The organism is Leisingera sp. ANG59, assembly GCF_013317235.1.
Classification (GTDB): domain Bacteria; phylum Pseudomonadota; class Alphaproteobacteria; order Rhodobacterales; family Rhodobacteraceae; genus Leisingera.
Genome location: NZ_WLCM01000001.1, coordinates 70,788 through 89,859 on the forward strand (window position 1 = coordinate 70,788; position 19,072 = coordinate 89,859).

The following is a 19,072-nucleotide window of genomic DNA, read 5'->3' on the forward strand; positions in this document are numbered from 1 at the left end:
TTATCCCTCCGTCCCGGTCTTGACCGCTTCGTCGCGGGCCGGGTTGATGTCCATTGCGTGTTCTGTGCTCATCCCCGGCTGCCAGGCGAAGCGCGACAGGCTTTCGAGCGCCAGCAGCACTGCGCCGACAACCGCCAGGAAGACGCCGAGGTCAAACAGCGCAGCGGTGGCCCATTCGAACTCCTCCAGCGGCGGCCAGTGGATGTAGCCGAAGTCGCTGGTCAGGAACGGCATTCCGTTGAACCAGGCGCCCATGCCGGTGGCAGCGGCAATCAGCACGCCGGAGCCGATAATGGCATGATACGGGTAGCGCTGCCGCTCGGTCGCCCAGGCAAAGCCGGAGGCCATGTACTGCATGATGATGGCGATTGCGGCGACCAGCCCGGCGATGAAGCCGCCGCCCGGCAGGTTGTGGCCGCGGAAGAAGATATAGGCCGCAACCATCAGCGCCAGCGGCATCATCACCCGGGTTGCAACCACCATCATCAGCGGATGGCTGTCGCCTGCCTGCGGCAGGTCCGGTTTGCGGTTCAGCAGATAGGCGCGGACCTTGGAGGCCAGCACCGCCTCGGTCAGGGCGAAGATCACCATGGCGGCAATGCCCAGCACGATGATCTCGCCGAAGGTGTCATAACCGCGGAAGTCGACCAGGATCACGTTCACCACATTGGTGCCGCCGCCGCCCTTGTAGGAATTGGCGAGGTGGAAATCCGAAATCGTCGGGAAGGCGAAGTCGCGCATCAGCAGCGCATAGATCAGCCCGCCCGCGCCGAGGCCCGCCACCACCGAGATCGCGCCGTCGCGCAGGCGGGCGAGGGCCGGCGTTTCGACCGGGGTTTCCTTGGGCATGAAGTTGAGGGCCAGCAGCATCAGGATGATGGTGACCACTTCAACCGAGATCTGGGTCAGCGCCAGGTCGGGGGCCGAAAGGTAGTTGAAGGCCATCGAGACGACCAGGCCGACGACGCCGATCAGCACCAGTGCCAGCAGGCGGTTGCGGTGCTTGGCGACGATGAACAGCGTCGCCACCACCAGCGCGAACCAGCCGACAACCGGCAGCATGCCCGGCTCCTGCAGCTGGCGGGTCTCAGTGCCCAGGGCGCCGCCGCGGTAGGCGAAATAGCCGACCGCCACTGTGAAGGCGACCATGATTGCGGCGTACCGGGTCAGGACACCGTTGTGCAGCCCTTCGGTCACGAACTGGCTGAGACGGGTGAAGGCGCCGATCAGGGCATCGAATATGGTTTTGGCCTCAGGCCGGGGCATGGCGTTCCAGATCCGCTGCAGGGGCGCATGCAGCGCCAGCAGGGCGAGGCCGCCGATGGTGGCCGCCACCGACATGTAGAGCGCCGGGGTCAGCCCGTGCCAGAGCTTGAGCGAGTAATAGGGCAGCTCGCCGCCGCCGGTCACCGCGCCTGCGGCTGTCGCGACCATCGGGCCTGCAATCTTGGCCGAGGCGAGGCCGATCAAAACCACCAGTACCACCAGGAACGCCGGGCCGATCCACATGCCGGTGTTCGGGTCATGCGGGTGTCCGGGATAGTCGTCGCGCTTGCGGCCGAGGAACACATGGGCGATGAAGCGGAAGGAATAGGCGGCTGAGAACAGCGCCGCCACCGTGGCCAGAGCAGGCACGATCAGATGCGAGCCGTTCCAGATGGTGTGGGCGGTTTCCTCCAGCATCATCTCCTTGGACAGGAAGCCGTTGAGGGGCGGGATGCCGGCCATCGACAAAGCCGCCACCATGCCGATGGTGAAAGTGACCGGCATCAGGTGGCGCAGTCCGCCCAAGCGCTTGATGTCGCGGGTGCCGGCCTCGTGGTCGACGATGCCCGCAGTCATGAACAGCGCCGCCTTGAAAGTGGCATGGTTGATGATGTGGAAGACCGCCGCCACCGCCGCGATCTTGGTGCCGAAGCCCAGCAGCATGGTGATCAGGCCCAGGTGGCTAACGGTGGAGAACGCCAGCAGCGCCTTGAGGTCGTCCTTGAACAGAGCAATTACCGCGCCGACCAGCATGGTAACAAGGCCTGTGGTGGCAACGATGTAGAACCACTCCGGCGTGCCGGCCAGCACCGGCCACAGGCGGGCCATCAGGAACAGCCCGGCCTTCACCATGGTGGCGGAGTGCAAATAGGCCGAGACCGGCGTCGGCGCCGCCATTGCGTGCGGCAGCCAGAAGTGGAACGGGAACTGCGCCGACTTGGTAAAGGCGCCCAGCAGGATCAGGATCAGCGCGGGCAGGTAGAGATCCGAGGATTGGATCGCTTCCTTGTTCTGGAGAATGACACTGAGATCATAGGAACCTGCGATATGACCCAGCATCAGCATGCCGGCAATCATCGCCAGCCCACCGGACCCGGTGACGGTCAGCGCCATCCGCGCGCCCTGGCGGCCTTCGGGCAGGTGTTTCCAGTAGCCGATCAGCAGGAAGGAACTGAGCGAGGTCAACTCCCAGAACACCAGCAGAAGCAGGATGTTGTCGGACAGCACGATGCCGACCATCGCGCCCTGGAACAGCAAGAGGTAGCTGTAGAACTGCCCCATCGGATCTTCGCGCGACAGGTAGTAGCGGGCGTAGAGGATGATCAAGAGGCCGATGCCAAGGATCATCGCCGCAAACAGGAAGCCGAGCCCGTCGAGAAAGAAATGCGCGTTGACGCCGAGAGCGGGAAGCCAGTCCACGGCGGCGTAGACTGTCTCGCCGCGGAACACGGCGGGAATGTGCAGCATCAGCCCGATAAAGGCGAGCAGCGTGGTCAGCCCGGCGGCCGAGGCCGCAGCATTGCGCCCGGCGCGGATCAATAGCGCGGGAAAAACGGCTCCGAGGAAGGGCAGGGCCGCAATCAGGAAAAGGGACACGTGCAAGTCTCCTGTCGGGTTGGCGCGTCGTTTTTAGGCCAGAGCTACGCAAAATTCCTGCGCAGAACCACCCCCGCCGCCCGGATTGCGGCGGTAATGCCGCAGCCAAAGGCAGAGTGAATACGCTCGTTACGGGCATAATTGGGCAGCAGGCGCGCAATAACAAGAACTTGACCAGCGGATTCGGCCTGTTTCCGGTGATTGAGGGCCTGCGGCCTGCTAGACAATAGGGGCAAAAGAGGCAGCGGAGGAATGATGGCTGGGGCAGAAGCAGGAAACCCGAAGCTCACGCGGCGGCTGATGCTGCTGGGCGGCACTGCGGCGGCGGCGGGCTTTGGCTACTGGTGGCAGCGCCGCCAGCCGCCCGATCACGCCCACCCGCGGCTGACGGCGGCGGAGGCCTATGCCCAGGCGCAGGCCGGCGAGATTACCCTGGTGGATATCCGCACGCCGCAGGAATGGCGGGTGTCGGGTGTCCCGGTGGGCAGCCATCAGATCGACATGCGGCGGGACGATTTCATCAAGGCCCTGCAGGCTGTGGCAGGGCCTGACCGGTCTGTGCCTGTGGCGCTAATCTGCGCCCGCGGTGTGCGCTCGGCACGAGTGACGCTGATGCTGTCGGAGGCGGGCTATACCCATGTGATCGACGTGCCGGAAGGGATGTTCGGGTCTGCAGCCGGGCCGGGCTGGATCGCCGGCAACCTGCCTTTGGCGCGGTGGCAGGGATGATGCAGGGGCTGAGCAAGGCGGCGGCTGCCGCAGCTCTGGCTGCGGCAGTGCGGCCATGGCGGAGTGCGGCGCAGAGGCAGGTGCCTGCAGAGTCGAAGAGGGACAGTATCAAATTGTCCTGCCGGATCCTGCAGGGGCAGAGGGCGCCGTGCCGTTGGTGATGTTCCTGCACGGCTACGGCGGCAGCGGCAGCAGCGTGCTGGACAACCGCTCCCTGGTGGAGGGGCTGACCGAGCAGCGGCTATGCGGTGATCGCGCCTGAGGGGCTGCAGCGGGACGGCAGCGGCCCGCAGTCCTGGGGCATCGGCCCGTTTTCCGGGGGGCCGCGATGAAGGCGCCTTCTTTTCAGAAGTGCTGGCGGATGCGGCGGAGCGTTTCGGTACCTCGAGGTCGCAAACAGTGCTGGCCGGGTTCTCGGTCGGCACCTTTTTGGTGCATTATCTGGCCTGCCGCGATCCGGCGGGCTTTGCGGCTTACGCGCCGGTCTCGGGGGCGTTCTGGCGGCCGCAGCCGGAGCGTTGCACCGGGCCGGTGCGGCTGTTGCAGGTGCATGGCTGGCGTGATGAGGTGGTGCCGCTGGAGGGGCGTGTCCTGGGCGGCGGCCGGTTTGAGCAAGGTGACGTCTTTGCCGCGCTGGAGGCCTGGCGGGAGGCCAATGGCTGTGCCTCCCATGCGCCGGGCAGGGCGTGGAGCACCAACGGTCTGTTGCGCCGCCGCTGGGACTGCGGGCCGGGCGCCGGGATAGACTTGGTGCTGTTCGATGGCGGCCATACGGTGCCCAAGGGCTGGGCCGGGCTGATAGCGGATTGGTTCGAGGATCAGCTGGCGGTGCGCTGACGCCGCCGGAGCGTCTAGAAAAGGGCGGCGGGCTCCCGCCCCTTTGGCCTGAAAATCAGAGATTTCCGGCAAAGCGTTGGCCGGTCAGCGCCCCCTTTCGGCCGCGCTGCGGTTGTGTTTGCCGCGGGCCGCGCCGCGCGTCAGCGCAGAGCCGGACCCAAGGCTGGCTAGGGTGCTTCGGCAATAGCCGGGGCATCCTGCGGGCGCGGGAGTGTTCTCCTCCGGGTCCGGGTTTACTCCGCCGGGGTTCCGCGGGGCGTGCCGCCGTCCAGCAGCGCTTTCAGCTCGGCACGGGCGGCACGGGCGGCGCGGGTGATCTGGGGTTCGGTGAACTCCTCCCGCGTGGCCATCCAGTGGCGGATGCGGTTCACGGTCTTGACGCCGGAGAGCGCCGACAGCGGCACCGCAAGCACCAGGGACAGCGCAATCGGCGCCAGCCACAGCGACACGGTGCCGGTCAGGATGCCGGCCCAGAGCGCAACCCCGCTGACGGTTTCCAGCGCGTGGCAGGTGATCAGCGTGCGCAGGGAATAGCTGCCGCCGTCGCGTGCCTGCGGCGCCCAGCCGCGCTGCAGGCCAAGCGCAGTGCGGAACACGGCGATCATCTGCTGCACCATCAGGATCGGCGCATAGAGGATGGCCAGAACCACCTCGGACAGGAACGACAGCGCGAAATGCACCGGGCCGCCGTATTCGGAAAACCGGCTGCCGGTCAGCGGCAGGGCCATTGCGGCCAGCATCTTGGGCGCCAGCAGCATGGCGTAGATCAGGATGATCACCAGCACGTGCTTGGGTTCGGACATATCCGGCCAGCTGGGGCGGAAGGGGTTGGCTTCGCTGAAGTAGCTGATCACCGAGGCGTCCTCGCTGCGGCCGATCACCGCCCAAAGGACCAGCAGCGCAAACCAGACCGGCGCCATCAGGTAGCCGATCGCGCCTGCAAACAGGTGAAAGCGGGAGATCGCGCGGAAGCCCTTGGCGTGCAGCAGGTTCAGGTGCTGCAGGTTGCCCTGGCACCAGCGGCGGTCGCGCAGGATGTGGTCGATCAGGGTGGCGGGGGTTTCCTCGTAGGAGCCGCGGATGCGGGGCAGGAAACGCACCGACCAGCCGGCCCGGCGCAACAGGCCCGCCTCGACGAAATCGTGGCTCATGATCAGCTTTTCGCCGCCGCCGAAGCGCGAGCGCAGCAAGGGAAGCCCGGCGCAGGCGGCAAAGGCGCGGGTGCGGATGATGGCGTTATGGCCCCAGTAGTTGCCCTCGTGGCCGGCCCAGCGGGCCAGGCCCTCGGCCAGTGCCAGACCGTAGACGCCGTTGGCGAACTGCTGCATGCGGCCAAACACCGACTGCGCGCCGATCAGCTGCGGGTAGCTCTGGATCAGGCCGGCGCCTGGGTCGCGCGCCAGCGCGTCGGCCAGCCGGGCAATGGCGCGGCCGGTCATCAGGCTGTCGGCGTCCAGCACCAGCATCGCCTCGTAATCCGCGCCCCAGCGGCGCACCCAGTCGGAGATATTGCCGACCTTGCGGCCCTCGTTGTCGTCGCGGCGGCGGTAGTAGAGCTCGGTGCCTGCGGGCAGCATGCTGCGCAGCGCCTCGACGCTGGCGCGTTCCTGCGCGGCAATCGCGTCGTCGCGGGTGTCCGACAGGATGAACATCGCGTATTCGTGCAGGCCGCCGCGGCCGTGCAGCTCCTGCAGCATGGTCTGGGCGTTGCCCAGCACATACCAGGGCACCTCGTTGTAGACCGGCATCAAGAGCGCCACCTTCATCGGGCGGGCAGCGCCGCGGGCGGTGGTGCGTTCGCGGCGCGACAGGCTGTAGAGGCCCAAGAGCACGGTGGAGACGGTGAAGGCGATCCAGAAGAAGTTGAACGCAATCAGCGCCAGCAGGATCACCTCCAGCGCCGAAAAGCCGCCATCGGTGAACCAGCCGCCCATGACCCAGGTCAGAACGCCGGTTGCGGCCATCGCAGGCGAAAATGTCAGCAGGCGCCACAGGGCCACCTGGCGCGGCGCCGTGCCGCCGGGGGCGGCGGCGTCGCGGAAGTCCTTGCTGAAGTCCTGTTCCGGCATCGCCAGGGGCTGTTCCGGGGGCATCAGATCACATGCAGTCATGCGGTCCACCTGTAAAGCCAGACCTCGGAAGCGGGGCTGCCGTCTTTCCTGAGCTGGGCGCGAAGTTCAACATGATCCCGCTCGCCGGGATCGAAATAGAAGGCAAGACGCAGGCCGCCGGTTTCCGGGTTGCGCTGCAGCACGCCTTCACTGGCCGCCACATGGGGAGAGTGGATGTGGACGTCAAGGTCCTCCGGATCGCCATCCAGCAGCGGGTGCGAATCGAAGTCTATGGTGATGATCCGTCCCGGCCCGCCGAAGATGCGGGCGCCCTCGGCGGTGGACAGCACCCGCGGCAGCGGCAGCGCGGGTTCGTCCCCCCAGGTGAGCCGGTAGTTGAGGCTGACCTCGGTGCCGGCGGTATAAGGCTCGCGCGGGCGCCAATAGGCGACGATGTTGTCGTAGATTTCCTTGTCTGCCGGAATTTCCACCAGGGTGACGGCACCCTCGCCCCAGTCGTCCCTGGGTTCGACCCAAAGGCAGGGGCGTTTGTGGTAGAAAGCCTCCAGGTCGTTGAAGTCCGACAGTTTGCGGGCGCGCTGCATCAGGCCGAAGCCGCGCGGGTTTTCGTCAACGAAGGAAGACACCTGCAGGCGTTTGGGGTTCGAGAGCGGCCGCCACAGGGTCTCGCCGTTGCCGTTCTGCACCAGCAGGCCGTCGGTGTCGTGCACCGCCGGGCGGAAATCGTCGAAGTCGTGGCGGTTCTTGGCGTCGAACAGGAACATCGAGGTGAGCGGTGCAAGTCCTGCGTGGGTCAGGTCTTCGCGGGCAAACAGCGTTGCCTCCACATCCATCACGGCGCTGCTGCCGGGGGTGATGGTAAAGCGGTAGGCGCCGGTGACGGAGGGTGAGTCCATCAGCGCATGCACCACCATGTGGCGCTGGCCGGGGGCGGGGGCCTCCAGCCAGAATTCAATGAATTCGGGAAACTCCTCACCCTCGGGGTCGGCGGTCTTGAGCGCCAGGCCGCGGGCCGACTGCCCGTAGGCGTTGCCGGAGCCGATGGCGCGGAAGTAGCTGGCGCCCTGAAAGACGCAGAATTCGGTTTTCTTGCCGGGTTCGGACTGCTCCGTGCGCAGGCGCAGGCCGGAGTAGCCCAGGTCGCCTTCGGTGGTCAGATCGGGGGCTTTGTCGGATTTGTCGAACAGCGACAGATCGAAGGGCACCCGGGCAGCCAGCCCGTTTGCCACCGTGTTGATCTGGATGGCACGCGGAAAGTACAGCCCGGGCAGGAAGAAATCGACGTTGTAGCTGCGCTCCGTCCCGGCCCAAAGCGCGTCCTTGGTGCGGAACCAGCGGGCCTTGTAGTCGTCATAGGACTGGGCCAGCCAATCCTGCGGAACGGTGGGGCGTTCGGCATAATCCGCGGCGGCCAGGGCGCGGGCCTTGGCGACCACGATGTCGCGGGTGAACGGCACCGCTTCGCTGGCCATGCCGGGCAGCGCGGCCAAGGCGGTGCTGCCCAATGCGGCAGCTATGAAGGTGCGGCGGGAAAAAGCGCTCATCGCTTGGCTCTCCAAGGTTGCGACTTGAACCAGGCTGCGGTGTAAGCGCAGGCAATGATTAGGAAAAAGCCAGCCAGGTTGGCGAATGCCGTGGTCATAACCGCGCGGTCGGTCTGGTCAAGTGCAAAGCCGATGAAACGGGCCAGTGCCATCGAAAAAACAAACACTGCAAGCGATTGCTGGCCTACTTTGGTGATAAGCGACAGCAAAACTGCCCAGATGCGCGCGGCCAGCGAGTGGCCGGTGGCGATGAGCCGCTTGCCGCCGGAGCCGGCAGCGGCCCAGCCGAGGTAGGCCAGCGACAGGAAGTGGGCGTAGCGCAGAAGGCCGAAGTCGGTTTTCTCGCGCCATTCGGCGGTGATTTCCCAGGTCGGTCGGATCAGGCTGGCAAGGTCTTTGTTCGCAGCTTCCACCCACAGGAAGACTTTCCAGGAGCCGAAGGGGGCGGACAGGATCAGGAACGCGGCCGCCAGAACAACCAGCGCCTTGGACACCGGCGGTTTCGGCAGCCAGCCCTTCATAAAGGCAAAGCCGGTAAAGAACAGCAGCTGCCAGCCGAGCGGGTTGAAGAACCATTCGCGGTCGGACCAGGGTTCCGCCGGGAAAGAGATGCCATTGGGGCCGAGGCCGATCATATAGGGATTGGCGGTCAGCCAGATAGCAACCGAGGCACCGGCCACGGTCCACAGGCCGGCCTTTTCCAGGCCCATCATCAGCGGCATCAGCAGAAGCACCACCAGGTACATCGGCAGGATGTCGAAATAGTTCGGTACATAGGTGAGGGTGAACAGCCCGGTGAGCTGCTGCACGGTGTTGGTGAAGAACCAGTGCAGGTTCAGGGAACCGATGTAGCTCTTGCCGAAGCTGCCGTAGAGATCCAGCGCCGCCATCGAGGCGGCGAGAAAGAAGAACAGGCCGATATGCGCCCAGTAAACCTGCCAGCAGCGGAAGACGACGCGGGCGGTCCCAAGCCACCAGCCTTGCTTGGCATAGGAGCTGCCAAAGGCGATGGCCGAGGCCATGCCGGAGCAGAAGACAAAGATCTCGGTTGCGTCCGAAAAGCCGAACCGGGCCGGAATCCAGCTGGCCCAGCGGTTGCCCGGGATATGCGCTACGAGGATGATGAACATCGCAATGCCGCGGTAGAAGTCGAGCCGCGGGTCGCGGATGCGCGGCTGGGCTGCCTGCGGCGGCGGGTCCGCGCGGTTGGCGGCACTGGGGTCTTTCTGAGGCCCGGGAAAGGGCGCAACGCTGGACATTGGTTGTATTGGTCCTCGAAGGTCTTATTCGGCGGGAACGCTTCTGGGGTCGGGGGAGTTCCGGCCTTGGGCGATCAAGGCGCGTCGGGCCAGGGCGTAATTGTCCTCGGTGCCGCCGCGCTTGACGCGGCGGTCATCCAGTATTGTTTCGACTTCGTCAAGCCGTCCTGCGCGCAGGCCCGCGTCGATGGTTATCCGTTCGAAAACATCGCGTTGCGCATGACTGCCGCCGGCCAGCAGCATCGTGTCGCGGGCTGTGGATAAATTCTCGAATGCGGCCTTGTAATTAGCGTCTCCGAAGGCCTCCAGACCGTCTGCGGCAGCGCATCCGGGAGCGGCCATCCGCTCTTTCGCCTCGCTGCCGCCGGCGCTGGCATCGGCGTGAATCCGCTGAACCAGCCGGTGCGCGTCCTCCTTGCGGTGGCCGGTGAGGGCCAGGAGGTAGTGCAAATCGGCAAAAATCAGACTTCCGTCCTCGGTCCGGGCGGCACAGAGATTCGCCAGCTCCTCCCAGCGGGGGCCGACATCGACGCCCTCCAGCTCCAGACGCATCAGCAGCGAGGTTGCATTGGAGATGTCACGGTAGTCGTCGGTCTTGTCCTTGCGGACCTCGGTGTCATAGAGCGCGATGGCCTCGTCCATCTGGCCCAGGTCCAGATGCATCAGCGCCTTGTGCCACCAAACGTGGTAACGGAAGTTGTTGCAATGCGCCCAGGCTACTTCGCGGCCATGCAGCCACTCCAGCCCGGCCGCTGCATTGCCGGACATGTCATGGACATGGGCAACGGCGTGCAAGCCCCAGGCGTCGTCCGGCGCCATCCACAGCGCCTGGCGGCCGGCATTGGCGGCGCGTTCGTATTCGCCGGTTTCCTCCAGCGCAAAGGAATGGCAGCCCAGCAAGTAACCTCGGCCCGCGTGGTCCGGGTCATAAGAGGGCAGCACCCGTTCGACCGAGAGCCTCATGCCCGCGGGGTCGCCCATGATGAAGCGGATGCCGTGGCTGAGTTTCATCGCCAGGGTGTCCTGCGGGAAGGCGTCCAGCACCTCCTCCATCCGCTGGATTGCCTGGCTTGGCTGGCCCGCTAGCCAGTTTTCAAGAGCGTCGACATATTTCCGTTCGCGCGGCAGTGCGCCTTCGTAAAGCGCCTTGGCGTCGCGCAGCGCCCCGCGGGCACTCGGCAGCAGTTCGCTGCGCCCCAGCATCAGCAGCGACAATCCCTTGATGGCATGTGCCAGGGCAAATTCCGGTGCGGTGGTCAGCACGGCGCCCAGATGATCCGCAGTGGCGGCGGCGTGGGACAGAACCCCAAGCTGCACGGCGTTCCAATCCTGCAGCGCGGCGGTGTCAGTCAGGCTGCTGTCCTGGCCAAAAATATCATGCATCATGGGTGTCCAATCTCTGTCAAATAAAGCGCGGGTTGCTGTCCCGATGGAGAGTAGTTCATCGCAACGGTCCGGGCGAACCCCGCTCGCGGTTTGGTGATAGGCTGTGTGCACCCGGCTTTGAAATTCGCCGGATGTGTAGGATTTTCCCGGAAAATTCTGCAAGTGACCGGGGCTGAAGACAGCAAAAACACCGCCGGTTTGGCGGTGTTTTGCCGGAATCTGTAACACTTGGCGGAATGCTGCCGCGGAACTGGGCGGTCAGGATGTCCCGAAGGGAGAAACCGAGCCCAGAATCTCCTCCGTGCCCTCGCCGCACCGGGGCGGCGGGTGGCGGTATGTAACAGGCGTGCGCGAGAAATTGAGCGGATTGCCCAACAGCTTTACCGGGCCTGCTGCGGTCTCCATGCCGATCGCCATCTGCCGGGCCGCAACCTGATCCGTGGCAAACAGGTTGTCCAGGGTTTGGACCGGGCCGGCCGGGACCTTGCGGACCTCCATGGCGTCCAGAACTACTCTGGTGGCGAAGCGCTGCACCGCCGGGATCAGGATCCCGTTCAGCGCATCGCGGTTCTGCAGCCGGGCCGGGTTGGTGGAAAAACGGGGATCCTCCGCCAGCCCCTCAAGCTTCAGAAACTCCATGAAGCGGCGGAACTGGCTGTCGTTGCCCACGGCCAGGATGACGTGGCCGTCCTCGGTTTCATAGACGCCATAGGGCATAATGCTGGGGTGCTCATTGCCGCGGCGTTTTGGGATCTGGCCGGTGTTCAGATAGGCGACACCTTCGTTGATCAGCCAGGCGATCTGTGCATCGACCAGCGCTAGGTCGATCTGCTGGCCCTCACCGGTTTTGCTGCGGTGGTGCAGGGCGGACAGGATGCCGATGCAGGCATACATGCCGCACATCACATCGGCGATGCCAACACCCGCCTTCATCGGCTGGCCGTCCGGTTCGCCGGTCAGTGACATGATGCCGCCGAAGCCCTGCGCCATAATGTCGTAGCCGGGCTTATGGCTGTTGGGGCCGGTCTGGCCGTAGCCGGAGATGGAGCAGTAGATCAGCCCGGGCAAATCATCCTTAAGACTGGCGTAATCCAGCCCGTATTTCGCTAACCCGCCGGGTTTGAAGTTCTCGATCAGGATATCGGCCTCCGCCGCCAGGCGTCGGATCTCCTGCTGGCCGTCTTCCGTTGCAATATCTATGGAGACGGAGCGTTTGTTTCGGTTGGCGGCCATGAAATAGGCCGAGAGATCGGATTGCTGCCCCTCCGTATCCAGGACATAGGGCGGCCCCCATTGGCGGGTGTCGTCGCCGCCGGTCTTGGGGTTTTCCACCTTGATCACCGTGGCGCCGAGGTCGCCCAGGAGCTGGGTGCAGGTCGGGCCTGCCAGGATGCGGGAGAGGTCGAGAACCTTGACGCCCTTGAGGGCGCCATGGGGGAGCGGGTCAGATGCGGCCATCGTAGCCTCCGCGTTCGATCACGGCCGAGATGACGGTGAACTTGTCTGCTGTCAGCGCGTCCTGCAGGGCGGTGCGCAGTTCGGTTCGGTTGGAGACTGCCACGCCGTAGCCGCCAAAGGCGCGGCCCATGGCAGCGAAGTCGTGTTCGGCGAATTCCACCCCGCCGTTGGCGAGCTGGCGCTGGCGCTGCTTCAGTTCGATCAGGGCAAGGCTGGCGTCGGCAAAAACCACGAAGACCGGAGCAACGCCCAATTCCGCAGCGGTGGAGAGTTCACCGGCGACCATCAGGAAACCGGCATCACCTGAAAAGCTGACGACCGGACGCTCCGGCTGCGCCAGCTTGCGGCCGATTGCCATTGGCACCGCGCAGCCCATGGTGCACAGCGCCGAGGACTGGATCAGCCCGCGTGGTTCCTGGCAGTGCCACATCTGGCTGAGCAGGATACGGTGGGCGCCGCTGTCGGCAGTGGCAAGCGTTTCCGGGGGCAGCGTGGCGCGGCATTCTGCGATGACGCCCGCCGGGCCCCAGCCCTCATCCTGCGGGAAGGCCTCTGCCAGTGCGGATTTGACCGCTGCCGGGCGGCCATTGACCCAGGTTTCGCGCGGGTTGGTGCCTTCGGAGAGGGCTTCCAGCGTTGGGGCGATGGCGGTCAGGAAGTTCAGCCCCGCCTGATGCATGTAATGGGTATTGGCCTGCGGCACGACGTCGATGACGTTCTGGGTCTCCACTTTCCAGACGTTGCGCCAGCCGGGGCGCATCTCGATCGGGTCGTAGCCGAGGGAGAGCACCAGATCGGCCTCCCGCACCAGCGGCAGCAGGTGCTTGTCTGCCAGCGGCGACAGGCCGGCGCCGCCCAGGCAGAGGGGGTGATCCTCGGGAATGATCCCCTTAGCCTTGTAGCTGGTGATAAAAGGGATCTGGTGCCTTTCGAGGAAGGCGAGGAGGGCAGGGCCTGCGTTTTCCTGAAGCGCATCGAGGCCGATTACCGCGACCGGGCGCGTCGAGGCTGCCAGCCAGGAACGCGCCTGCGCCAGCGCCTCGCCGCTTGGTGCGGTTGCACTTGCAGGCGCACGGCGGATGCCGCGGTCCCCGGCCGGCGCGTCTGCGGTGGAGATCGGCACGTCAATATGCACCGGGCCGTTGCGGGGCTCTGTTGCGATGGCGACAGCCTTGTCTGCGATCAGGTCCGCTGCGTCCGGGTCCAGCCGGAAGGTTGCCTTGGTGATCGGCGTGAACACCGCGCGGTGGTCGAGAACCTGGTGGGTGTAGCTCTGTTCCTCTGCCGCATCGACGCAGCCGGTCAGGACCAGCATTGGCACCCGGTCCTGATAGGCGTTCGCGACCACGTTTATGCCGTTCAGCGCGCCTGGGCCGAGGGTCGCTACCAGAATGACCGGGGCGCCGTCCGCATGATGCACGCCTTCGCCGATGAAACCGGCGCAGTTTTCATGCTTGGCCAGGTGGAAGGTTATGCGGGCCTTGGTGAGCGCATCGACCAAGGTCAGCACTTCGCCGCCGGGCATGCCGAAGGCGTGGCGGCAGCCCGCCTCGTGAAGCCGCCGGGCTAGAACATCGGCTGCGCGTGAGGTTTCTGTCATCTTGTCCGTCCAGTCCTTTGATTTGCAGCCAGAATGCCGAGGCAGCGTGTGTGCGCAAGCCCTCTCACGCCAGTGTGAGAAATGCTGCCGCGGATTTTGGCGCAAGCGGAGGGTATTGGGTATTTGTGACCAGAAAGAAGCTGGTACCTATTCCTGCGCCTGCTGGGCGATCAGCGCAAAGCGTCGGTCAAGCTGGCCGGCCAGGGCTGCCAAACCTGCGCCGCCTTCATCCGAGTAGGGGGCAAAGACGTGAGTGGGCAGTTTGTAGGACAATGTGGCGGTGCCGTCCGCCTCCTCGGTCACATACATGCGCACCGGGGCTTCTATCATCGCTGCGGTCGACAGGGCGAGGGTCTAGACTGCGAAGTCGTTGTTGAAGAGTCCGATAACGCGGTTGCCGGGGATGGTGATGCCGCGGGCGGCGGCGGCCTGGGTCGGGCCTGCCTGGGTGACGACGCCCAGGCCTTGGGCTTTGGCTGCGGCTTTGACATCAGCAATCAGCTGCTCGAAGGACTTGGCGGTCTCATGCACGGCCCAGCCGTCGCGCGGAGCGACACTGCCTGCGGAGGCTGTTGCGGCAGTCAGGACTAAGGCGGCGGTCAGGCGTTTGAAAAACATGGGGCTCTCCAGGGCGTCAGTGCCAACACTAAAAGCGTTGCTGCGCTTGCGGGGCTCACAATTGCGTGCGGAGCGCCGCTGCGGGTCAGACCGCAATCCTGCCGCCGCCCTTTTTGGTCACAACGACCACCGAGGGGCGAGGCGGCATGGCTGGGTCGAAATCCGGCCAGCGTGTCGCCGGATCCTCGAAGGTGGACTCGCGTTCGAACCCTTTGAGGCTTCTGGTGCCGTCGGTCCCCGGGTGCTGCACTGCCAGGAACAGCGTTTCAGTGTCCGGGGTGAAATAGGGGCCGCAGAGCTCTGCCCCGACCGGGCAGCGGAAGAAGAGCTTCGAGTGGCCGCGAAGGCTGCCTTCGGTCTCCAGCCCGTAGAGCCCGTCCGACTTGCCTGTTTTGTCCCACTTGCGGCCCTGGTCGGTGGCGACCCAGAGGCGGCCCTCGGCGTCAATAGCGCAGTTGTCCGGGGAGCCGAACCAGCCGTTTTCTGAGGTCTCCGGGTTCCATTGGGCGCCCACGGCTGCAATTGCGGGGTTTCCGCATTGCACCAGGATAGACCAGCTGCCGCGGGTTGCGGCGTGGTCGCCGCCGTCTTCCATAATTTCGATGATATGGCCGAAATCAGACTCCGGGCGCGGGTTGGCGGCATCGGTCTGGCCAGATTCGCGTTTGGAGTTGTTGGTTAGCATGACGAATGCGGTGCCGTTACCACAGGGCGAGACATCTTCGGGGCGGTCCATAGGGGTTGCCCCCAGCGCGTCCGCGGCGAGGCGGGCGTCAATCAACACGTCTGCCTGGCTGGCAAAGCCATTCTCAGCCGTCAGCGGACCGTGGCCCTGCACCAGCGGCAGCCAGTGCAGGGTGCCGTCCGGATCGAAGCGGGCTGCGTAGAGGGTGCCTTGGCTCAGCAGGTGGGAGTTGGCAGCACGGTCCTCAGACACCACGCCTTCGGAGATGTATTTGTAGAGATATTCGAACCGGGTATCGTCACCCATGTAGATCACCAGGCGGCCCTCGGCGCACAGGACGGTCTCCGCGCCCTCATGGGCAAAGCGGCCAAGGGCTGTGTGCTTCACCGGTTTGGAGAGCGGGTCCAGCGGATCAACCTCAACAACCCAGCCGAAACGGTTGACTTCATTGGGTTCTCTATCGATGTCGAAGCGGTCGTGGTATTTGCCCCAAGCGTACCACATGGCAGGCACGTTGTAGCGGGCCATCTGCGCGGCCTCCGGCTGGGCTGAGAGATCCGGCTCGCCCTCGGTGTCCAGATTGTCGGTCCAGAAGTAGCCGTGGAAGTTTTCCTCTGCCATCAGCCAGGTGCCCCAGGGGGTCATGCCGCCGGCGCAGTTGTTCAGGGTGCCGATGACCTCGCGCCCGGTTGGATCGGCGCCCGTCTGCATCCGCGGATGGCCTGCGGCGGGGCCGCCGATCGCCATCACCGTGTTAAGCGGCGAGATGCGGCGGTTCATCGCGCCATCCCGCACCGCCATCCATTTGCCGTCTGCGCCGCGGGTGATCTCCACCACCGAGCCGCCGTGGGCAGCCATTTCGATCTCGGCCAGCTCTCTGGTCATGCCGGTAAACTCCGCCTTGTCCTGGCGGCCGAGGCCGGGGAACATCACCTCTTCGTTGGTGTATTCGTGGTTCACGCACAGCAGGCCGCGGGTGCCTTCGGCGTTCAGCGGCAGGAAGCCGACATAGTCGTTGTTGTAGCCGAATTGCTGCAGCTGGGCTTCGGCGCTCTGGTTCATCACGTCGAACTCCGGCGCATCTGCAGTGATCGGGTCGCCCCAGCGCAGCAGGATGTTCGCGTCATACCCCGCGGCGACATGGTGGGTTTCGTCAATTCCCCAGGCCAGCTCGTCAAAGGCATAGCGGCTTTGGGAACCGGAGACCGCCGCATTTGCCGGGCGCGGCGCGGCGAGGGCGGGGGCGCCGAACAAGGCAGCGGTGGCGGAGGTGCCAAGCAATCCCGTCAGCACCTCGCGGCGGCCGTAGCGGGCGGCGATCACGTCGCCGATGGTGCGGTGAAGGTCCGGGTTGGTTGGAAAATCGTCAGCGGCCTCAAAGGCTTCTGCCTTGTTGCCGGTCTGCGCAGCGTTGATGATCTGCCTGCGGTTCATTGCTGCTCTCCCATAGGCCCGCAGCTTGGATGCGGATAGGCGGTTTTTCCGGAAGGCCGTGTTTTCCGCAACTCCGGGACGTCAATCGCCGTCGTTGCAGAAAAGCTGGTAAACCACTTCCAGCACCCGGCGGGGCTTGTCATCCGCCAGGCGGTAGTAGATCGCCTTGCCGTCGCGGCGCGGAATGACCAGCCCTTCCAGGCGCAGGCGCGACAACTGCTGGGAGACGGCGGCCTGGCGGGCTGACAGCAGTTCTTCCAGTTCCGTCACGGATTTCTCGCCTGAGACCAGATGGCACAGGATCATGAGCCTCCCCTGATGGCTGATGGCCTTGAGGAAGTTGGAGGCTTTGGTCGCGTTGGCGACCATTTTGTCCTTCTCTTCAGGATCCATGTCAGCTGAAAATTCGGGTAGTGGCATCTTACGTCTCCAGGCGGCACCGGGGCGCCTTACTCCTTCTTTGAAATCCGCGCAGGCAGTGATTTTGCGTAATCCGTGCGTATTATCAACATAATATGTATGAGCGCTTAGCAGAACTGAGCGGAACGGCCAAAGCAAAAGTTCGTTTGCGGCCGTTGGGGCGGGCGCTCTTTGCGTTCAGGCCCTGATCGGCCAGAACGTGCTGCGGGGCATTTTCGGGTTGCGCCCCGCCGCTGACGGCAGGCCGTCAGCTCCAGCCCTTGCGGAAGAAATGCGGCGAGGCACCGAACTTGCGCTTGAACTGGCGCGAGAAATGGGTGGCCGAGTTGAAGCCGGAAGCCAGCGCGATTTCGGTCACGCTCATCGAGGTTTCGTTCATCAGCGCGAATGCATGGCTCAGCCGCATATCGAAATAGACGTGCATCGGGCTCTGGTTCAGATAGCGCGAGAACAGCCGCTCCAGCTGGCGGCGGGAGATGTCGAGCCGGTCGCACAGCTCGCCGATCGACAACGGCTCCTCGATCGATTCCTGCATCAGCTGCAGAGCGTTCAGCAGGCGCTGGTTGCGGCTGCCGATAGCCACCGCATAGTTCGATTTCTGCGGTGCCGCCTGGCCGCCGGAGCGCACATGCAGGCACATGTCGGCGACGATGATCGCCAGCTGCTTGCCGTGGCGTTCCTCTATCAGGTGCAGCATCATGTCGGTGGCGGCATTGCCGCCGCCGCAGGTCATCAGGGGGCCTGAGATTTCAAAGATATTGGGGGAGGGCTCCAGGCTTGGGTAGCTCTCCAGGAAGCCCGGCTGGTTTTCCCAGTGCAGGGTGAACTTGTGGTTCTTGATCAGACCCGCCTGGGCCAGTGCAAAGGCGCCGGTGCAGATGCCGCCGATGGAGCGGCCAAAGCGGCTTTCGCGGCGCAGCCAGTTCAGGGTGACCTCGCTGGCGGCTGCGTGCGGTTCCACCCCGGCGCAGACAAAACCCAGCGAATCCGAGGGCAGCGGCTGCAGCTGGGTGTCTGGCGTCACCACCATGCCGTTGGAGCAGCGCACAGGCTGGCCGTCCTCCGTCATGATGTACCAGCGGTAAAGCCGGGTGCCGGTCACCTGGTTGGCAATGCGCAGCGGTTCGATTGCGGCGGCCACGGGCAGCATGGTCGCCTTGGGCAGCAGCAGGAAATAGAAATCCTGCGGCTCACCCTCGAACGGGATGGCGAGATTGGCGGCGGCGCCTTTCTGAACGAAGCTGTCATCGGACATGGCGGGACCCCAGCGCAGCACCCGGTGAAAACACCAGGCAGAATTCGGACTTGATTTTGCTTCCTAAGGTGCTGGTGCCGCCGGCAGCCGGAGAATAGCGACAGCGCTCCGGCGGATTGCGACACCACATGCAGGTTTGCGTCACCGGGAAAATGACCGCCGCCCCTTGCAGGTCAAAAGGGGCGATACTAAGACTCGGGTAACACACTGTCGGGTATGGTGCCGGACATAAACAACGCAGGCAGGTCGCAATGATTGATCCCAGAGAAACATACATGAACACCCTGGTCCCGATGGTGGTTGAGCAGACCAGCCGGGGCGAGCGGGCCTATGACATCTTTTCCCGCCTTCTGAAGGAGCGGATCATCTTCCTGAACGGCCCGGTGCACGACGGGATGAGCTCTTTGATCGTGGCGCAGCTGCTGCACCTTGAGGCGGAAAACCCGTCCAAAGAAATCTCTATGTACATCAACAGCCCCGGCGGCGTGGTGACCTCCGGCCTGTCGATCTATGACACCATGCAGTATATCAAGCCCAAGGTGTCGACCCTGGTGATCGGCCAGGCGGCCTCGATGGGCTCGCTGCTGCTGACTGCCGGTGAGCCGGGCATGCGTTTCTCGCTGCCGAACTCCCGCGTGATGGTGCACCAGCCCTCCGGCGGCTTCCAGGGCCAGGCGACCGACATCATGATCCATGCCGAGGAAACCCTGAAGCTGAAGAAGCGCCTGAACGAGATCTACGTGAAGCACACCGGCCAGGACTACGACACCATCGTCGGCGCGTTGGAGCGCGACAACTTCATGTCGCCGGAAGAGGCCAAGGAGTTCGGCCTTATCGACGAGATCGTCGAGAACCGTGCCAAGGGCGATGACGAGCAGGCCTGACGCCTGAGCTTGTGAACAGCCGTGTGCCC

The 19,072-nt window shown here is 64.7% G+C and carries 14 protein-coding genes and 1 pseudogene; 4 read left to right on the plus strand and 11 right to left on the minus strand.

The window, feature by feature from the left end; all coding sequences use genetic code 11:
• Complete coding sequence (locus tag GKC28_RS00305) at positions 1-2,862, minus strand: monovalent cation/H+ antiporter subunit A (protein ID WP_174144433.1); 2,862 nt, start codon at positions 2,860-2,862, stop codon at positions 1-3.
• Positions 2,863-3,117: 255 nt separating this feature from the next.
• Between GKC28_RS00305 and GKC28_RS00310 the strand changes: the two genes are divergently transcribed.
• The 3 genes from GKC28_RS00310 to GKC28_RS26295 all read left to right on the plus strand — a co-directional run bounded on the left by GKC28_RS00310 (position 3,118) and on the right by GKC28_RS26295 (position 4,428).
• Positions 3,118-3,591 carry a rhodanese-like domain-containing protein gene (locus GKC28_RS00310; protein ID WP_174144845.1) on the plus strand — a complete coding sequence of 158 codons (474 nt, stop codon included), beginning with the start codon at positions 3,118-3,120 and terminating at the stop codon, positions 3,589-3,591.
• 55 nt (positions 3,592-3,646) lie between these two features.
• On the plus strand, positions 3,647-3,853 hold the full coding sequence (locus tag GKC28_RS26290) for a hypothetical protein (protein WP_254604105.1): 207 nt from the start codon (positions 3,647-3,649) through the stop codon (positions 3,851-3,853).
• Between the two features lie 137 nt (positions 3,854-3,990).
• Positions 3,991-4,428, plus strand: coding sequence for a hypothetical protein (locus GKC28_RS26295; protein WP_254604106.1), 438 nt, complete (start codon positions 3,991-3,993; stop codon positions 4,426-4,428).
• Between the two features lie 233 nt (positions 4,429-4,661).
• Here GKC28_RS26295 and mdoH read toward each other — a convergent pair whose 3' ends face one another.
• The 10 genes and pseudogenes from mdoH to GKC28_RS00365 all read right to left on the minus strand — a co-directional run bounded on the left by mdoH (position 4,662) and on the right by GKC28_RS00365 (position 18,159).
• Positions 4,662-6,539, minus strand: coding sequence for a glucans biosynthesis glucosyltransferase MdoH (mdoH, locus tag GKC28_RS00320; RefSeq protein WP_174144435.1), 1,878 nt, complete (start codon positions 6,537-6,539; stop codon positions 4,662-4,664).
• The gene (locus GKC28_RS00325; protein WP_174144437.1) at positions 6,536-8,044 is read right to left on the minus strand and encodes a glucan biosynthesis protein; all 1,509 of its coding nucleotides are present in this window, start codon (positions 8,042-8,044) and stop codon (positions 6,536-6,538) included. Before GKC28_RS00325 ends, mdoH begins: the two co-directional genes overlap by 4 nt.
• On the minus strand, positions 8,041-9,303 hold the full coding sequence (locus tag GKC28_RS00330) for an OpgC family protein (protein ID WP_174144439.1): 1,263 nt from the start codon (positions 9,301-9,303) through the stop codon (positions 8,041-8,043). Before GKC28_RS00330 ends, GKC28_RS00325 begins: the two co-directional genes overlap by 4 nt.
• A gap of 24 nt (positions 9,304-9,327) precedes the next feature.
• On the minus strand, positions 9,328-10,689 hold the full coding sequence (locus GKC28_RS00335) for a tetratricopeptide repeat protein (RefSeq protein ID WP_174144441.1): 1,362 nt from the start codon (positions 10,687-10,689) through the stop codon (positions 9,328-9,330).
• Positions 10,690-10,947: 258 nt separating this feature from the next.
• The gene (locus tag GKC28_RS00340) at positions 10,948-12,147 is read right to left on the minus strand and encodes a CaiB/BaiF CoA-transferase family protein (RefSeq protein WP_174144443.1); all 1,200 of its coding nucleotides are present in this window, start codon (positions 12,145-12,147) and stop codon (positions 10,948-10,950) included.
• Positions 12,134-13,747: a thiamine pyrophosphate-binding protein gene (locus GKC28_RS00345; RefSeq protein WP_174144445.1), complete on the minus strand. Its 1,614-nt coding sequence runs from the start codon at positions 13,745-13,747 to the stop codon at positions 12,134-12,136. The genes GKC28_RS00340 and GKC28_RS00345 overlap by 14 nt, the downstream gene beginning before the upstream one ends.
• A 147-nt stretch (positions 13,748-13,894) precedes the next feature.
• A pseudogene (locus tag GKC28_RS00350) lies at positions 13,895-14,365 on the minus strand (DUF302 domain-containing protein).
• An 85-nt stretch (positions 14,366-14,450) separates the two neighbouring features.
• Positions 14,451-16,484 (minus strand): PhoX family phosphatase, encoded by a 2,034-nt coding sequence (locus tag GKC28_RS00355; RefSeq protein ID WP_174144447.1) that lies wholly within the window; start codon positions 16,482-16,484, stop codon positions 14,451-14,453.
• An 81-nt stretch (positions 16,485-16,565) separates the two neighbouring features.
• The gene (locus GKC28_RS00360) at positions 16,566-16,904 is read right to left on the minus strand and encodes a helix-turn-helix transcriptional regulator (protein ID WP_174144450.1); all 339 of its coding nucleotides are present in this window, start codon (positions 16,902-16,904) and stop codon (positions 16,566-16,568) included.
• A 247-nt stretch (positions 16,905-17,151) separates the two neighbouring features.
• The gene (locus GKC28_RS00365; RefSeq protein ID WP_174144452.1) at positions 17,152-18,159 is read right to left on the minus strand and encodes a GlxA family transcriptional regulator; all 1,008 of its coding nucleotides are present in this window, start codon (positions 18,157-18,159) and stop codon (positions 17,152-17,154) included.
• Between the two features lie 251 nt (positions 18,160-18,410).
• On the opposite strand from GKC28_RS00365, the gene GKC28_RS00370 reads away from it, so the two are divergent.
• Positions 18,411-19,043: an ATP-dependent Clp protease proteolytic subunit gene (locus GKC28_RS00370; RefSeq protein WP_174144454.1), complete on the plus strand. Its 633-nt coding sequence runs from the start codon at positions 18,411-18,413 to the stop codon at positions 19,041-19,043.
• Positions 19,044-19,072: the final 29 nt, after the last annotated feature.